The sequence below is a fragment of the Bartonella sp. DB5-6 genome (genome assembly GCF_000278115.1).
Lineage (GTDB): Bacteria > Pseudomonadota > Alphaproteobacteria > Rhizobiales > Rhizobiaceae > Bartonella > Bartonella refiksaydamii.
Map to the genome: position 1 here is coordinate 84,560 of NZ_JH725115.1, position 15,577 is coordinate 100,136.

13 protein-coding genes are annotated in these 15,577 nt (G+C 36.0%); 6 read left to right on the forward strand and 7 right to left on the reverse strand.

Going from position 1 to position 15,577, the window contains the following annotated elements:
- Positions 1-31: 31 nt before the first annotated feature.
- From MCO_RS01770 to rho, 5 genes are all read right to left on the reverse strand, one after another.
- Positions 32-829, reverse strand: coding sequence for a ParA family protein (locus MCO_RS01770; RefSeq protein WP_007552230.1), 798 nt, complete (start codon positions 827-829; stop codon positions 32-34).
- A 6-nt stretch (positions 830-835) separates the two neighbouring features.
- Positions 836-1,483 carry a 16S rRNA (guanine(527)-N(7))-methyltransferase RsmG gene (gene rsmG, locus MCO_RS01775; RefSeq protein WP_007552231.1) on the reverse strand — a complete coding sequence of 216 codons (648 nt, stop codon included), beginning with the start codon at positions 1,481-1,483 and terminating at the stop codon, positions 836-838.
- Positions 1,483-3,351, reverse strand: a complete 1,869-nt coding sequence (gene mnmG / locus MCO_RS01780) for a tRNA uridine-5-carboxymethylaminomethyl(34) synthesis enzyme MnmG (RefSeq protein ID WP_007552232.1) — start codon at positions 3,349-3,351, stop codon at positions 1,483-1,485. The genes rsmG and mnmG overlap by 1 nt, the downstream gene beginning before the upstream one ends.
- 108 nt (positions 3,352-3,459) lie before the next feature.
- Positions 3,460-4,767, reverse strand: coding sequence for a tRNA uridine-5-carboxymethylaminomethyl(34) synthesis GTPase MnmE (gene mnmE, locus MCO_RS01785; RefSeq protein WP_007552233.1), 1,308 nt, complete (start codon positions 4,765-4,767; stop codon positions 3,460-3,462).
- A gap of 32 nt (positions 4,768-4,799) precedes the next feature.
- On the reverse strand, positions 4,800-6,065 hold the full coding sequence (rho, locus tag MCO_RS01790; protein WP_004856222.1) for a transcription termination factor Rho: 1,266 nt from the start codon (positions 6,063-6,065) through the stop codon (positions 4,800-4,802).
- A gap of 650 nt (positions 6,066-6,715) precedes the next feature.
- Here rho and MCO_RS01795 point away from each other — a divergent pair.
- From MCO_RS01795 to polA, 6 genes are all read left to right on the forward strand, one after another.
- Positions 6,716-7,540 carry a pyruvate, water dikinase regulatory protein gene (locus MCO_RS01795; protein ID WP_007552234.1) on the forward strand — a complete coding sequence of 275 codons (825 nt, stop codon included), beginning with the start codon at positions 6,716-6,718 and terminating at the stop codon, positions 7,538-7,540.
- A gap of 10 nt (positions 7,541-7,550) precedes the next feature.
- Positions 7,551-8,147 (forward strand): Maf family nucleotide pyrophosphatase, encoded by a 597-nt coding sequence (locus tag MCO_RS01800; RefSeq protein ID WP_007552236.1) that lies wholly within the window; start codon positions 7,551-7,553, stop codon positions 8,145-8,147.
- Positions 8,140-9,021, forward strand: a complete 882-nt coding sequence (locus MCO_RS01805; protein WP_007552237.1) for a shikimate dehydrogenase — start codon at positions 8,140-8,142, stop codon at positions 9,019-9,021. The genes MCO_RS01800 and MCO_RS01805 overlap by 8 nt, the downstream gene beginning before the upstream one ends.
- Complete coding sequence (coaE, locus tag MCO_RS01810; protein ID WP_007552238.1) at positions 9,018-9,605, forward strand: dephospho-CoA kinase; 588 nt, start codon at positions 9,018-9,020, stop codon at positions 9,603-9,605. Before MCO_RS01805 ends, coaE begins: the two co-directional genes overlap by 4 nt.
- 4 nt (positions 9,606-9,609) lie before the next feature.
- Complete coding sequence (gene dnaQ / locus MCO_RS01815; protein WP_007552239.1) at positions 9,610-10,317, forward strand: DNA polymerase III subunit epsilon; 708 nt, start codon at positions 9,610-9,612, stop codon at positions 10,315-10,317.
- A gap of 342 nt (positions 10,318-10,659) precedes the next feature.
- On the forward strand, positions 10,660-13,566 hold the full coding sequence (gene polA, locus MCO_RS01820) for a DNA polymerase I (RefSeq protein ID WP_007552240.1): 2,907 nt from the start codon (positions 10,660-10,662) through the stop codon (positions 13,564-13,566).
- Here polA and MCO_RS01825 read toward each other — a convergent pair.
- Complete coding sequence (locus MCO_RS01825; protein WP_007552242.1) at positions 13,563-14,441, reverse strand: endonuclease/exonuclease/phosphatase family protein; 879 nt, start codon at positions 14,439-14,441, stop codon at positions 13,563-13,565. The genes polA and MCO_RS01825 overlap by 4 nt on opposite strands.
- A gap of 118 nt (positions 14,442-14,559) precedes the next feature.
- Positions 14,560-15,333 (reverse strand): Bax inhibitor-1/YccA family protein, encoded by a 774-nt coding sequence (locus tag MCO_RS01830; protein WP_007552243.1) that lies wholly within the window; start codon positions 15,331-15,333, stop codon positions 14,560-14,562.
- Positions 15,334-15,577 lie beyond the last annotated feature (244 nt).

Below are 15,577 nucleotides of genomic sequence, written 5' to 3' on the forward strand. Positions count from 1 at the left end.
AATTTTCTTACAAAAATTATTTTTTACATTTTTAAGCAGCAGCACATGCTTGCTTTTCACGTTGGATCACTTCCGATGCTAGACGCAAATAAGCTTGGCTCCCAGCACATTTGAGATCATAAAGCAATACCGGCTTACCAAAAGAGGGAGCTTCCGATACCCGAACATTTCGCGGAATAACAGTACGATAGACTTTATCTCCCATAAAAGAGCGTACATCTTCCACAACTTGATTTGAAAGATTATTACGCCCATCATACATTGTTAGAACAATACCTTGAATTTCTAAAGATGGATTAAGTGCGGATCTTACTTGTTTTACTGTTTCAAGCAGTTGGCTCAAACCTTCAAGTGCTAAAAATTCACATTGCATAGGAACTAAAACAGAATCTGCAGCTCCCATAGCATTGAGTGTTAAAAGATTAAGAGACGGAGGACAATCAATTAAAATATAACTGAATTTCTTTTCCATTTTAGGATCATCATAGAGAGCTTTACGTAAACGTTGAATGCGATCTTTTGATGAAGAAATCTCCATTTCTACGCCTAAAAGATCAAGAGTAGAGGGAACAATATGAAGATTGGGTACAGCTGTTTTTAAAGCTGCTTTTGTGACTGAAATTCCTGAAACCAAAACATCATAAGAGGATAAAGGGCGGCTATTACGATCAATTCCCAATCCTGTACTAGCATTACCTTGTGGATCAACATCCATAATAAGAACATTTTCCCCAATGGCTGCTAAAGCTGTTGCAAGATTAATTGCTGTGGTTGTTTTTCCGACCCCACCCTTTTGGTTTGCAATAGCGATAATCCGCGTTTCGCTCATTTTGCTTTACCCTCTACATGATCTAACATGAGAAATTTCTAAAATAATAGAACTTTCATCAATTTTACTCTTATGTTTTAGCAGATCAAACTGCCAATTGGCAGAGGCATTTTTTATTTCTGTAGCGTAATCCCGACCTTTTTGCAAAAGAGCTATTGTTTTTTGTGTTAATAAAGGAAAAATAAGTTGTAAAAGAGTATCAAGAGAAGCCAATCCTCGCGCTGTTATAACTTCTGGTGTCTCTATTTTTTTGTACACATCCTCAATTCTACAATGGTAAACTTTTGCTGGAAGATTAAGTTGAGCAATAACCATTCGTAAAAAAGCTACTTTTTTACCATTACTTTCAATGAGATCAATATGTCCTGCTTTTTTTTCTTTCAGAAAAATAGCAATAACAATTGCAGGAAATCCGCCGCCTGATCCAAGATCACACCAGTGCAGGAAATTGCTGTGTAAAGGATATATTTGAGCTGAATCTAAAATATGGCGTGTCCAGAGAACTGGTATTGTTGTAGAAGAGATTAAATTAATATGTTTGTTCCATTGAATTATCAAAGTTTCAAATCGTATTAAATTCTCCATAGTTTCACGTGAAACAGAAGGAATAATATTTAAGAGTGCTTGATATTTTTGTTCTGTAGAAATATCCATTAAACCAATTGAGCCTTTTCACGTCGTTGGCGTTGAATATACGTAATAATAAGAGATAATGCCGCGGGTGTCATACCATCAATTTTTTGAGCATCTGCAATTGAACGTGGTGATATTTCTCTAATTTTTGTTTTTAACTCATTTGAAAGACCTGAAATTGCCTGAATATCAAGAGAAGAAGGAATTTCTAAACGTTCATCTCGCTGAAGAGCAGCAATATCCTGTGCTTGCTTTTCTAGATAAACTGCATACTGCGCTTCAATTTCTAAAGATTCAACAGTTTTAGAATCTATTGATTGTAATTGTGGCCAAAGATGTGAAAGACGCTCTATAGTCATATGAGGATAAGCAAGCAGATCATAAGCTGAACGCCGAATTCCATCGTGATTTACTTGTAATCCACGAGAAGAAGCTTCATTAGGCGTTAAAAAAAGTTCTTGGCATATTGATCGTGCATGATCAAGACGTTGTTGTTTTTTCTGATAATAATCCCAACGTATTTGGCTCACAATACCCCATTGTTGTGCTAAAGGTGTTAAACGCGCATCAGCGTTATCAGACCGCAAAGACAAACGAAATTCAGCACGTGATGTAAACATTCGATAAGGCTCACAAACCCCACGTGAAATTAAATCATCTATCATAACACCAATATAGGCCGTAGAACGACTTATAAGAATTTCATCTAATCCAGAAACTTTCCGTGCAGCATTTAATCCAGCTAAAAGTCCTTGTGCTGCTGCTTCCTCATATCCTGTTGTACCATTAATTTGTCCAGCTAAAAACAATCCTGGTAAAGAACGCAATTCTAAAGTTTTAGTCAGTTGTTGTGGATTAACAAAGTCATATTCAATAGCATAACCAGGTTGTAAAACTTTAACATTTTCTAACCCTTCAATTGTTTTCAATAAAGAAATTTGGACATCTTCAGGAAGAGAAGTAGAAAGACCATTTGGATAAATAGTATCATCATTTAATCCTTCTGGTTCTAGAAATATCTGATGTCCATCACGTTCCCCAAATTTAATAATTTTATCTTCAACTGAAGGACAATAACGTGGTCCTAATCCCTCAATATTTCCAGAATATAAAGCAGACCGATGAATATTTTTACGAATAATTTGATGTGTTTGCACATTCGTACGTGTTATTGCACATTCAATTTGTGGCTGTTCAATTTTTTCTGTTAAGAGAGAAAAGGGAACTGGATATTCATCAGCTTGTTGTTTGGGAAGACACTCCCAACAAATTGTTTTTTTACTAAGACGAGCTGGAGTTCCTGTTTTTAATCTTCCAAGATTTATATTATATTTTTTTAAGCGTTCAGCAAGTTTTACACTTGACTGTTCTCCCATCCGTCCAGCAGTCCACCTCTTATCACCAATATGAATAAGTCCGTTTAAAAATGTCCCTGTTGTTAAAACAACAGCACCAGAAAAAAGTGTTCCCTGTTTTTTTAAAATAACACCTGAAACATAATTATCTTTCACTATCAGATCTACTACTTCATCTTCAAGTAGAATGAGATTATCTTGTTCTTGTAAAATTTTTTGAATTGCTTCCTTATATAATTGTCTATCAGCTTGTGTACGCAGTCCTCTTACTGCTGGTCCTTTGCGTCGATTAAGTAGTCTAAATTGAATCCCAGCAGCATCTGCTGCTCTCCCCATGAGACCATCCAAAGCATCTATTTCACGAACCAGATGTCCTTTTCCAAGCCCACCGATAGCAGGATTACAAGACATTGTTCCTATTGCTGATATTTTATGTGTAACGAGTGCGGTCCGTGCTCCAACACGTGCCGAAGCTGAAGCAGCTTCACAGCCTGCATGACCACCTCCAACAACAACAACATCATATAATTGCATTTATTTCATTCCATAAAGAACCTATTCTCAAGTTTCACGTGAAACAAGATGTAAAATACACTATCTTTTAAATCTGTCTATGAAATAATCAATGTTTCACGTGAATCATTATTTACCAACGCAAAACTCTGAAAAAATAATATCAAGCAAATCTTCAACATCTATATCTCCCGTAATTTTTCCAAGAAAATCACTTGCACGGCGAAGATGTTCTGCACGTAAACTTAAATCAAGAGTATGATTATTTATGGAAAATTCTATTTCTTTAACAGCCTCTTTTAATAACTGAAGTTGCCTTTTACGTGCTGGAACAAGATTTCCAATTTCGGAAGCACGACGTGAACAAAATAACTCAAGTTCTTTAATAAAAAAATCAAAATTTAAACCAGTTATTGCAGAAAACTGTATAAACCAATGGTTTTCATTTTTTTCATAAAGATCAAGCTTATTACCAACACGCCATATTTCAGCCGATGTTTTTGGTAATTCAATCTCCTTTGGATTTAGCATATCATAAACTAAAATAACTAAATCAGCATCCTTAACATGCTGCTTTGCAATTTCTATTCCTAATTGCTCAATTTTGTTTTCTGTTTTCCTAAAACCAGCAGTATCCGTCACAAGGACCGGTAAACCACCAAAAACAAGTCTTATTTCCAAAGCATCACGAGTTGTTCCTTCTTCTTCTGTCACAATAGCAACAGATCTTCCAGCCAAACGATTCATAATACTTGATTTTCCAGAATTTGGAGCACCAGCAATGACAATTTTTAATCCATCACGTAAAATACTAGCACGTTCCCCTTCATCAATATGTTTGAGAAGAGAAGTACAGAGTTTTTTCATATCTTTCCAAACTTTATCAGATATTGAATTTGGAACATCATCTTCATCAGAAAAATCAAGATCCGCTTCTATAAAAGCACGTGCTTTTATAAGCTTATGACGCCAATCACTATAAAGTGTAGTTAAACGTCCACTTGTACCCATAACTGCTAAACGTCGCTGACTTTCCGTTTCTGCCTCTATTAAATCAACAAGACCTTCTGCTTGTACAAGATCTAATTTTCCCTCTATAAATGCACGACGTGAAAATTCACCTGCCTCTGCAATACGACATCCAGTAAATGTGGATAACTCATCGAGAAAACGATTAACAACTGCTTTTCCTCCATGTAAATGAAACTCTGCACAGTCCTCCCCCGTAAAGCTGTGAGGAGCAGGAAAAAAAACAGTTAAAGCAGAATCTAAAAAACTACCATCACGAGCAATAAGATTTCCATAATGCATGAATCGCGCTTTTGGTAAGCAACCACAAAGCGTTTTAACTACATCTACAACATGGGGACCAGAAAGCCGAATGACCGCAACCCCTGAAGGCAACAATCCACTCGAAACAGCAAAGATTGTATCCACAGGATGTATCCCAATCAAAAAATCCAATACTTCTACGTATTCATTGAATCAAAAAATTCACTATTGTTTTTTGTCTGTTTTAATTTATCAATCAAGAACTCAATTGCATCTGTTACATTCATAGGCGCCAAAATACGACGTAGTACAAAAATTTTGTGTAAGTCTTGCCGTGCTACTAAAAGTTCTTCTTTACGTGTTCCTGACTTTAATATATCCATAGCTGGGAAGATACGCTTATCAGCAACTTTACGATCAAGAACGATTTCCGAATTACCTGTACCTTTAAATTCTTCAAAAATAACCTCATCCATACGACTACCAGTATCAATCAAAGCCGTTGCAATAATGGTTAAAGATCCACCTTCCTCAATGTTACGTGCTGCACCAAAAAAACGTTTTGGACGCTGTAGCGCATTTGCATCTACACCACCTGTCAAAACCTTACCTGATGAAGGAACAACCGTATTATATGCACGCCCAAGACGTGTAATAGAATCAAGAAGAATAACAACATCACGCCCATATTCAACGAGACGTTTTGCTTTTTCAATAACCATCTCAGCTACTTGTACATGACGAATTGCCGGTTCATCAAAAGTAGAAGAAACGACCTCCCCTTGTACAGAACGCTGCATATCTGTAACTTCTTCTGGTCGTTCATCTATCAAAAGAACGATAAGATAACATTCAGGATGATTAGTCGTAATAGAATGAGCAATATTTTGAAGTAAAACTGTTTTTCCTGTTCGAGGAGGTGCTACAATTAATCCTCTTTGCCCTTTTCCTAAAGGCGATATTAAGTCAATCACCCGTGATGACATATCCTTCTCTGTAGGATCTTGTATTTCCATTTGAAAACGTTCATTAGAATAAAGGGGAGTAAGATTATCAAAATGAATTTTATAGCGAATTTTTTCAGGATCTTCAAAATTTATTGTATTAATCTTAAGAAGAGCAAAATAACGTTCTCCTTCTTTTGGACTTCTTATAGGACCTTCAACGGTATCCCCTGTTTTTAAAGAGAAAGATTGAATTTGCGCTGGAGAAAGGTAAATATCATCAGGACCTGGAAGATAATTAGCATCAGCAGATCGCAAAAATCCAAATCCGTCTTGTAAAACTTCAACAACTCCCTCACCAATAATTTCCACATCTTGTAAAGCAAGTTTTTTCAAGATAGCAAACATTAATTCTTGTTTACGCATTAAAGAAGCATTTTCAACTTCTAATGTTTCAGCAAAAGAGACAAGTTCAACGGGATTTTTACTTTTAAGTTCTTGTAGTTTCATTTCTTGCATGAAATATGCTCTTTAGAGTAACGGGAAATTATCCTTGAATTAATTTACGGAAAATAGAGAACGGAACATTCTTATAAGAAAAGACCATTATACACTCAATTTTTAAATATGCAAGAACCATTTATATGAATACAATTCATATAAAATAAGTTATTCTGTAATAAAAAACGCTTATATAAATTAAAACACTCAAAAATGTGTCGTTTCATAAACTATTTTAATAGTATTTAAAGAAAATTATATAAAATAAATTATTTATAAGTCAGTAAAGTTATCTTATAATATTCTAAAAAAGTTGATGGATCTAACCTATATCATAAATAAATAAATAATTAAAATTATTTTTAATTATCCCATATTTTTTATATTAATAAATTTTAAAAAGGAATTATTCTTATTATTTAAACCTGTGTTTAACGTGGAATACTATTTATTAGTTAGTTATACTCAATTTTATCCACAAAGTAAGATGGAAAAAAAGAAGTAAAACATTATTTTAAAAGCATTATCCCCATTTTTCTCTCATAAGGGGATAAAAATTATCACAACTGTTTAATTTGTGCATAATAATGAATTTTTTTTCTAAATTTTAGCTTTATAAAAAGTCCCTAGGATATATGCACATTTGTTAACAAGGAGTTAAAATTTTTGTGACAAAAGAAAAAAAATCCTTTCATTTGCATATGCTTTCTGATGCAACAGGAGAGACATTAATCTCTGTTGGTAGAGCTGTTGCATCACAATATACAATGAGCCAAGCAACAGAGCATATTTATCCAATGATTCGTAATGAAACACAGTTGGAAAGAGCTCTTAATGAAATACAACAAGAGCCGGGTATTGTTCTTTACACAATCATTGATAAAAAAATTAAACTCCTTCTTAGGAAAAAATGTGAAAAAATAAAAGTTCCCTATATTGACATATTGCATCCTGTTCTAGATGCTTTTCAGACATATCTTGGAATGCCGACAAATTTACGTGCAAGTGCACAGCATGATCTTAATGCAGATTACTTTCGCCGTATTGAGGCACTGGATTTTACAATAGAGCATGATGATGGACAGTCTTCCAATGATTTATCGGATGCGGACGTGATACTTGTAGGAATCTCAAGAACTTCTAAAACTCCTACGAGTATCTATTTAGCAAATCGTGGAATTAAAACAGCTAACGTTCCTCTTATTCCGAATATTGATTTACCAGAAGCCCTTTTGGAAGCAAAAAATGCTTTGATCATTGGTTTAATAGCTTCAGCTGAAAGAATATCACACATTCGTCAAAATCGAGATTTAGGAGATAGTTTTGCCATTGAAAGTTATACAAACCGTATCAGTATAGCTGAAGAATTGACTTATGCAAAACGCATTTGCGAACGTTTTGGTTGGCCTATTATTGATGTTACAAGACGTTCTATTGAAGAAACAGCTGCAGCTATATTTGAACTTTTATCGCGATTTCGTGAAGGAAAATAAAAAAACTTTTATGGTAACAGACATGTTAATCTTAGCATCCCTTAGTTCTTATCGTGCGCAATTATTGAAAAAAGCAGGTTTAGATTTTTTCATTGAAGGAGTTTCTTTTGATGAAAGAGAAGTAGAAAAGACAGGAGAAACAAAGACTCCTAAAGAACTCAGTTGCTTTCTTGCAAGTGCAAAGGCAAAAAATGTTTCTGATCGCTTTCCTCGTGCTTTGGTCATTGGTTGTGATCAAGTACTTGAGTTGAAAGGACAAGTTTTTCACAAAGTCACAAGTAGAAAGGAAGCGTATCAACGTTTATGTGATTTATCAGGAAAAACCCATTCTCTTCATAGTGCAGTAGCTTTATTTCAGAATGGCCAAGAAATTTGGGTAGAAGCTTTTAGTACATATATGTCGGTACGTCCTCTCTCATCAGAATTTATTGAACGTTATTTAGCCCGTGTGGGAACAGATGTTTTAAACAGCGTCGGAGTTTATCAAATTGAAGGAGAAGGAATCCATCTTTTTGAAAAAATTGAAGGAGATTTTTTCACTATCGTTGGTTTACCTTTGTTACCTTTATTAGCAAAACTACGTCATTTGGGAATTATTGATGGTTAATTTTACAATAAAACATGAAAAAATAATTTCTCCACGCGCTTTTGTTGTAGGTACTCCTATTTATCATTCAAAGTCGCCAAAAATTCACAATTTTTGGCTTAAACAATATAATTTACAAGGCGAATATTTAGCACAAGAAGTAACCTCTGAGAAATTTAGTGATTTTCTTGCATCTATACAAAAAAGAGGTTTTTGTGGGGGCAATGTTACTCTGCCACATAAACAGGAAGCTTTTCGTTTAGCTAATCATAAAGATAATGTAGCAACAATGATTGGTGCTGCTAATACACTATGGTATGAAAGAGATAAACTTTGTGCCACAAATACTGATGCTTATGGTTTCAGTGCTAATCTTGATGATTTTATTCCTAATTGGGTTGGAGAGACAGCCCTTGTTTTTGGTGCTGGTGGCGCTGCACGTGCAATCTTATATGCCTTAAAGGAGCGTGGATTTGAACGTATCTTCTTGCTGAATCGTACAAAAAAACGGGCAAATGATTTAGCTGAACATTTTGGAAAACCTATTAAAGTCCACGATTGGTACTGTTCTAGCGAAATACTTTACCAAGCTGATTTAATTGTCAATACGACTTCTGTGGGAATGACAAATCCACACGAAAATGAAAGTAATTCCTTTTTTTGCGATTTTCATAAAACAAAAACAACAACGTTGGTAACAGATATCGTTTACACACCATTGATAACACCTTTTTTACAACAAGCAAAAGCGCATGGTTTAAGGATAGTAGATGGACTTGGTATGCTTTTACATCAAGCTGTTCCTGGTTTTGAACGATGGTTTGGAATAAGACCACAGGTTACAAAGGCGTTACGAGCAGCAATTTTAGAGGATATGGGTGAAAAAAAGGAATGAAAATTATAGGGCTTACTGGATCAATTGCTATGGGAAAATCAACAGTTGCTGATTTTTTCAAGCAAGCTGGTATTTCTGTTTTTAATGCTGATGAAGCGGTACATCAACTTTATGAGAGTGAACCAACTTTATCACTTATAGCACGTACATTCCCTAGTATTATTGAAAATGGTAAAGTTAATCGCCTAAAGCTTTCTGAAATTTTGATGAACAATGATAAAAAATTACAAACATTAGAAAAAATAATCCACCCTTTAGTCAAAAAAAAAGAAAAAGAGTTTATTAATATAGCACGCCAAAAGGGAGAAAAATTAGTTGTTCTTGATATTCCACTTCTTTTTGAAACAAACAGTGAAAAACGTGTAGACAGTGTAGTTGTTGTGTCTGCTCCACCAGAAATACAAAAAAGGCGTGCAATGATTCGTCCAAATATGAATGAAAAAAAATTTACCTTTATCAACACTAAGCAAATGTCTGATGAAAAAAAGCGAGAACATGCTGATTTTATTATTGATACAGGAAAAGATTTAGAGAATACACGTCAACAAGTTTTTTGCCTGATAAAAAGTTTGCTAAAGAAGTAAAATAATGCGTGAAATTATTTTTGATACGGAAACAACAGGTTTAGATAAAGAGAAAGATCGCATAATCGAAATCGGTTGTGTAGAGATGGTTGATCATTATCTTACAGGGCGCCGATTCCATGTTTATTTGAATCCGCAAGGCGTTATTATTCCTGATGAAGTTGTAGCAATTCATGGATTAACCAATGAACGCTTAAAGAATGAAAAAAGTTTTAGTGATATTGCTGATGAGTTTTTGGAATTTATTAATGACGCAACAATGATTGCACATAATGCGAGTTTTGATATTGGTTTTCTTAATGCAGAATTAGAACGAGCAAATAAACCACTTATCAGTGTTGATAATATTCTTGATACATTGGCTATGGCGCGGCGTAAATTTCCCATGGGTCCTAATTCTCTTGATGTTTTGTGCAAACGCTTTGGAATTGATAATAGCCATCGTGTTCTTCATGGTGCTTTGCTTGATGCGGAGATTCTTGCAGATGTTTATATTGAACTCATTGGTGGAAAGCAGGGCATATTGGGTTTTGATAACAGGGGGAGTATTGATGAGGATACTCAAAATAACAAAGATGCTCTCTACGTAGTGAAACTACGCCCACAGCCTTTACCTTCAAGACTAAGTGCACAAGAAAGAAGTATGCATGCTGACTTTATCAACAAAATGGGTAAAAAAGCTCTGTGGAATGACTTTGAAGTTTCTGAATAGTTCAACCACCTTTTCCCTGAAAAAGTTATTTGAAAACCTAGGAAAAACAAAGCCTTTAGAAATGTGTTCCTCGAAAAAATACGGTCGTTGTGGGGAGGGGAACACCACAACGACCCTGTCGCTACATAGTACCTCAGCTATCATAGGAGGAGCAAAATGAAAGCTATTATATCCTGTAACAGCAAAGAAAAGCTCTAGGTACCAAATATAAAGTGCAACGACTTCATGCTTTATGAAAAAAGAAAATGGCTTTTTAGAGGCAGGTCGATAAATTTTAAAAATAAGAATGAAAAAAATATATAAAAAAGTGAATTGTTTTTTTAATGGAGAAATAAAATTGTCATGAAAGCAACAGATCATCTTTTTTTGGTTGATGGGTCGGGCTATATTTTTCGCGCTTACTACGCTTTGCCACCTTTAAAGCGCAAAAAGGATGGACTTCCTGTGGGAGCCGTAGCTGGCTTTTGTAATATGCTGTGGAAATTGCTCTGTGATGCACGCAATACAGCTACCGGTGTTGTTCCAACGCATTTTGCTGTTATTTTTGACTATTCATCCGATACATTTCGAAAAAAAATTTATCCACAATATAAAGCTAATCGGGAGGCACCTCCTGAAGATCTTATTCCTCAATTTGCTCTAATACGCCAAGCAACAAGGGCTTTTAATTTGCCTTGTATCGAAAAGGAAGGATTTGAAGCAGATGATTTAATTGCTACTTATGCAACACAGGCAACAAAGATTGGAGCAAAAACAACGATTATCTCTTCTGATAAAGATCTGATGCAATTAGTAAATACACATGTATTTTTATATGATGGAATGAAAGATAAGCATATCGGTATTTCTGAGGTTATAGAGAAATGGGGTGTTGTTCCTGAAAAAATGGTTGATTTGCAAGCTTTGATTGGAGATCAGACAGATAATGTTCCAGGCATTCCGGGTATTGGCCCCAAAATTGCAGCCCAATTGCTGGATCAATTTGGTTCTCTCGATCTTTTATTGCAACGAGTAACAGAAGTTAAACAAACAAAACGGCGTGAAAATATTCAAATTTATAGTGAACAAGCAAAAATTTCTCGTGAACTCGTTCGGCTTAAAACAGATGTACCTGTAGATAATGATTTAGATGATTTTGTTTTAGAATCACAAGATGGTCCACGCTTAATCGCCTTTCTTAAAGCGATGGAATTTACGACATTAACACGTCGTGTAGCAGCAACAATGGAATGTGACGCAGCAGTTATTGATACACTCGATATAAACGTTGAGTGGGAAAAACCCGCCCACGAGCGTGATTCTGATGTCAAAAAAATTGAGAGAGCATCTTTTCATGATTTCTCTGAGAATTCTCCACAATGTTTAGCACAAAAACGTAAAGATCAAGCTCTTACCCAAAAAATTACAAGAGATGCCTATACAACTATTCTTAATGAAGAAATTTTGAAAGAATGGTTATCAAAAATACAAGAACAAGGCTTCTTTTCTTTTGATACTGAAACGACTTCACTTGATCCACTACAAGCGAAGCTGGTTGGTTTTTCATTAGCATTACAGCCGGGAGAAGCTGCCTATGTGCCCCTTGAACACGTTGAAGGGGGAGATGATCTTTTAGGCGGTGGGCGTATTGTTGAGCAGATTGAAGTACAAAAGGCTTTGGCACTTTTAAAGCCGATATTAGAAGATCAATCGGTGTTAAAAATTGGTCAGAATATAAAGTATGATTGGTTAGTCATGAAGCAATACGGCGTTGTGATGCGTTCTTTTGATGACACCATGCTTTTATCATATGTTTTAGATACAGGAACTCTAACACATAATATGGACGATTTATCTAAGCGTTGGCTTGGACATAAACCTATAGCTTACAAAGATCTAACATATAACGGAAAAAAGATTACTTCTTTTGCGCAAGTGGATTTAAAACAGGCGACCCTTTATGCGGCGGAGGATGCTGATGTAACGCTCCGTTTATGGCAAGTTTTAAAACCACAACTCGTGGCGCAAGGGATGACAAAAATTTATGAACGTCTTGATCGACCACTGATAGAAGTTCTTGCAAGAATGGAAGAACGTGGAATTCTCGTTGATAGACAGATTTTATTGCGTCTTTCAGGAGAATTAGCGCAGGCTGCTTTTATTTTAGAAGAGGAAATTTATCAGCTTGCTGAGGAGAAATTTAATCTTGCCTCACCAAAGCAATTGGGTGATATACTTTTTGGCAAAATGGGGTTGCCTGGAGGTGCTAAAACGAAAGGTGGACAGTGGTCAACTTCTGCACAGACCTTAGAGGAGTTAGCTGCTGATGGTCATATTTTACCTCGTAAAATTATTGATTGGCGTCAACTTGCAAAACTAAAATCTACCTATGCAGATGCTCTACCTTCTTATATTTTTCCAAAAACAGGGCGTGTTCATACCAATTATTCTTTAGCAATAACAACAACGGGACGGTTATCATCATCAGAACCTAACTTACAAAATATTCCAGTGCGGACTGCTGAAGGACGTAAAATACGCACGGCTTTCATTGCTCCAAAAGGACATGTACTACTATCGGCTGATTATAGCCAGATTGAATTGCGCATTCTTGCACATATTGCCGACATTACGGCGCTAAAGGAAGCTTTTGCCCAAGGTCAGGATATTCACGCTATAACGGCATCGCAAATGTTTGGGGTTTCGATAGAAGGAATGTCCTCAGATATACGACGACGTGCGAAAGCGATTAATTTTGGCATTATTTATGGCATTTCAGCTTTTGGATTAGCGAATCAATTGGGTCTGTCGCGACAGGAGGCTGGGCGTTATATTCAACTTTATTTTGAAAGATTTCCGGGAATTAAAGATTATATGGAGAAGACTAAAACATTTGTACGCCAAAATGGTTATGTAGAGACCATTTTTGGACGCCGTGTCCATTATCCGGAAATAAAAGCGGCTAATCTACAAATTCGTTCTTTTAATGAACGTGCTGCTATTAATGCACCGATTCAAGGTTCAGCGGCGGATATTATTCGTCGTGCCATGATTCAAATGGAAGGTGCTTTGGAAAAAGAAAAACTATCGGCAAAGATGTTGCTACAAGTGCATGATGAACTCATTTTTGAAGTACCAGAAAATGAAAGTGAAAAAACCATGGCTGTCGTTAAAAAGGTTATGGAAAATGCTACAATGCCGGCTCTTTCTTTATCTGTACCACTTGAAGTGAAAGTAATGGTTGCTCAAAATTGGGATGAAGCACATTAGCCTTTTTCACTTATTTTGTTCTTAATAATGGTCATTGCATTAGCAAGGTCAAGATAAGCTTTGATAGGCAAATGATCTGAAGCAATACGTGCAAGTGGTGAATAATGATTTTCAATATTTGTCACCAATTGATGGGGAAAAGCAAGAATTCTATCAAGAGCCAAAAAAGGAAAACGAGAAGGAAAGCTTGGTACAGTTCCAAGTGTGCTATCGAAATAGGGAGAAAAATGATTTAAAGAAGAGCCTTTACCCATCCGCCATTCATTAAAATCTCCAACGAGGAGTGTAGGCATAAGGGGGCGTTTTTGAAGAAGTGTAAAGAGCGTTTTTGTTTGTTGATTACGAGAATGGCGCAATAAGCCAAAATGAGCGGCAATAATACGAATAAGTCCTACTTCCATTTCAAACTCTACAATTACAGCACCACGTGGTTCAATACCAGGAAGAGTGAGTTGTAAGATATCTCGTACATGCCCTTTTCGCAAAAAAAGAGCGTTACCATGCCAGCCATGCCCTTGAGGTGACATGGTATTCAGGGGTACAGGGATTAGACCTGTTTCGGCTTTTAACAATTGAAGATCAATCAAGCCAATTCGTTCACCAAAACGTTTGTCTGCTTCTTGAAGAGCAAGAATATCAACACTCAGTTCAGAAATAACACGTACAATACGCGTAGGATTAAAAATTTTATCAACACCTACGCATTTGTGAACATTATAGGAAGCAACAGTAAGATCATAGTTATTGTTTTGATTGATTATCTCTGATCGATGACGAGAATGGCTGCGAATAGCATGTAAAAGGGAACTACGAAGCTTTTGCTGGATAAATGAGGTAAACTGAGAAAATTTTTGCTTGTAAAGTATCTTTATCATTTTGTGAAGTGGGTTGTGCGAGAAGGTAAAAGGTAAGCATTTGTGCTAAAAACAAAAAAACCTTGTCTCTCAAAAGAAACAAGGTTCTTTAATTGAACTATAACTTTGACTTTCGCAATCAATCACGGTTTGAGCCGAGAAATTGCAGCAAGAAAACAAACATATTAATGAAATCAAGATAAAGATTTAGTGCACCCATAATAATCTTACGACCTTTCGTGTCACTTTCATCTCCTTCGTAATACATCAATTTAATGTTTTGTGTGTCGTAAGCTGTTAAACCAGCAAAAATCAACACACCAATCACGGAGATAGCAAATTGCAAGGCACTTGATCCAAGAAAGATATTCACAATCATAGACAACAACAAACCAATCAGACCCATAAAAAGGAATGAACCAATCGCCGTGAGATCACGCTTTGTTGTGTAACCATAAAGTGAAAGAGAACCAAAAGCAGCAGCGGTAATGACAAACGTTTGCACAATACTTTCTGTTGTATAGCGCAAAACGATCGAGGACAGTGAAAGTCCAACGAGAGCAGCATAACCAAAAAAGAGACTACGAGCTGCACTTGTACTCAATGTGTTGATTTTAAAACTGAGGAATAATACCGCCACAAGTGGTGCAAACATAATAATATAAGAGAATGGCGAGGTATAAAATGTTACTCCAAACGGGGTTAAGTAAACACTGCTATTGATTTGAGCGGCTGCTTGGCTCATATCTGTTGTCGTTGCTAATGATGCAACTGCGTAAGCGGCAGCAGCTGTAATAAGCAAACCAATGGCCATTGTATTATAGACGCCCAGCATATAGCTGCGCAATCCTTGATCTATTGATGCATCGGCACGAGAAACAGACGCCGAACGTAATTTTTTGAAATCAGCCATAATATAAAGTCCTTTAGCATATGTTCCGCCAGATGTTGGAGTTGAAAAGAATCTCTCTCGCCACGAAAGGAAGTCTTGTACAAACTTTATTATCTCAGCATATACAACCAACTCCAGGTGCCGCTGGCGGAATCCAGCATACCTCCCTTTATTATGGAGATTTATTTTAAAATTACAAGAGACTTGTCTGGGGAAGAAACCTTACAAATTAGTAAGGAAAAGTCTTTTTTGTAACAAAACCATT

Excerpts from the sequence above, each read along its gene's own strand:
- MCO_RS01770 (WP_007552230.1), bottom strand. The coding sequence starts at position 829 with ATGAGCGAAACGCGGATTATCGCTATTGCAAACCAAAAGGGTGGGGTC.
- rsmG (WP_007552231.1), bottom strand. The coding sequence starts at position 1,483 with ATGGATATTTCTACAGAACAAAAATATCAAGCACTCTTAAATATTATT.
- mnmG (WP_007552232.1), bottom strand. The coding sequence starts at position 3,351 with ATGCAATTATATGATGTTGTTGTTGTTGGAGGTGGTCATGCAGGCTGT.
- rho (WP_004856222.1), bottom strand. The coding sequence starts at position 6,065 with ATGCAAGAAATGAAACTACAAGAACTTAAAAGTAAAAATCCCGTTGAA.
- MCO_RS01800 (WP_007552236.1), top strand. The coding sequence starts at position 7,551 with ATGGTAACAGACATGTTAATCTTAGCATCCCTTAGTTCTTATCGTGCG.
- MCO_RS01805 (WP_007552237.1), top strand. The coding sequence starts at position 8,140 with ATGGTTAATTTTACAATAAAACATGAAAAAATAATTTCTCCACGCGCT.
- coaE (WP_007552238.1), top strand. The coding sequence starts at position 9,018 with ATGAAAATTATAGGGCTTACTGGATCAATTGCTATGGGAAAATCAACA.
- dnaQ (WP_007552239.1), top strand. The coding sequence starts at position 9,610 with ATGCGTGAAATTATTTTTGATACGGAAACAACAGGTTTAGATAAAGAG.
- polA (WP_007552240.1), top strand. The coding sequence starts at position 10,660 with ATGAAAGCAACAGATCATCTTTTTTTGGTTGATGGGTCGGGCTATATT.
- MCO_RS01825 (WP_007552242.1), bottom strand. The coding sequence starts at position 14,441 with ATGATAAAGATACTTTACAAGCAAAAATTTTCTCAGTTTACCTCATTT.
- MCO_RS01830 (WP_007552243.1), bottom strand. The coding sequence starts at position 15,333 with ATGGCTGATTTCAAAAAATTACGTTCGGCGTCTGTTTCTCGTGCCGAT.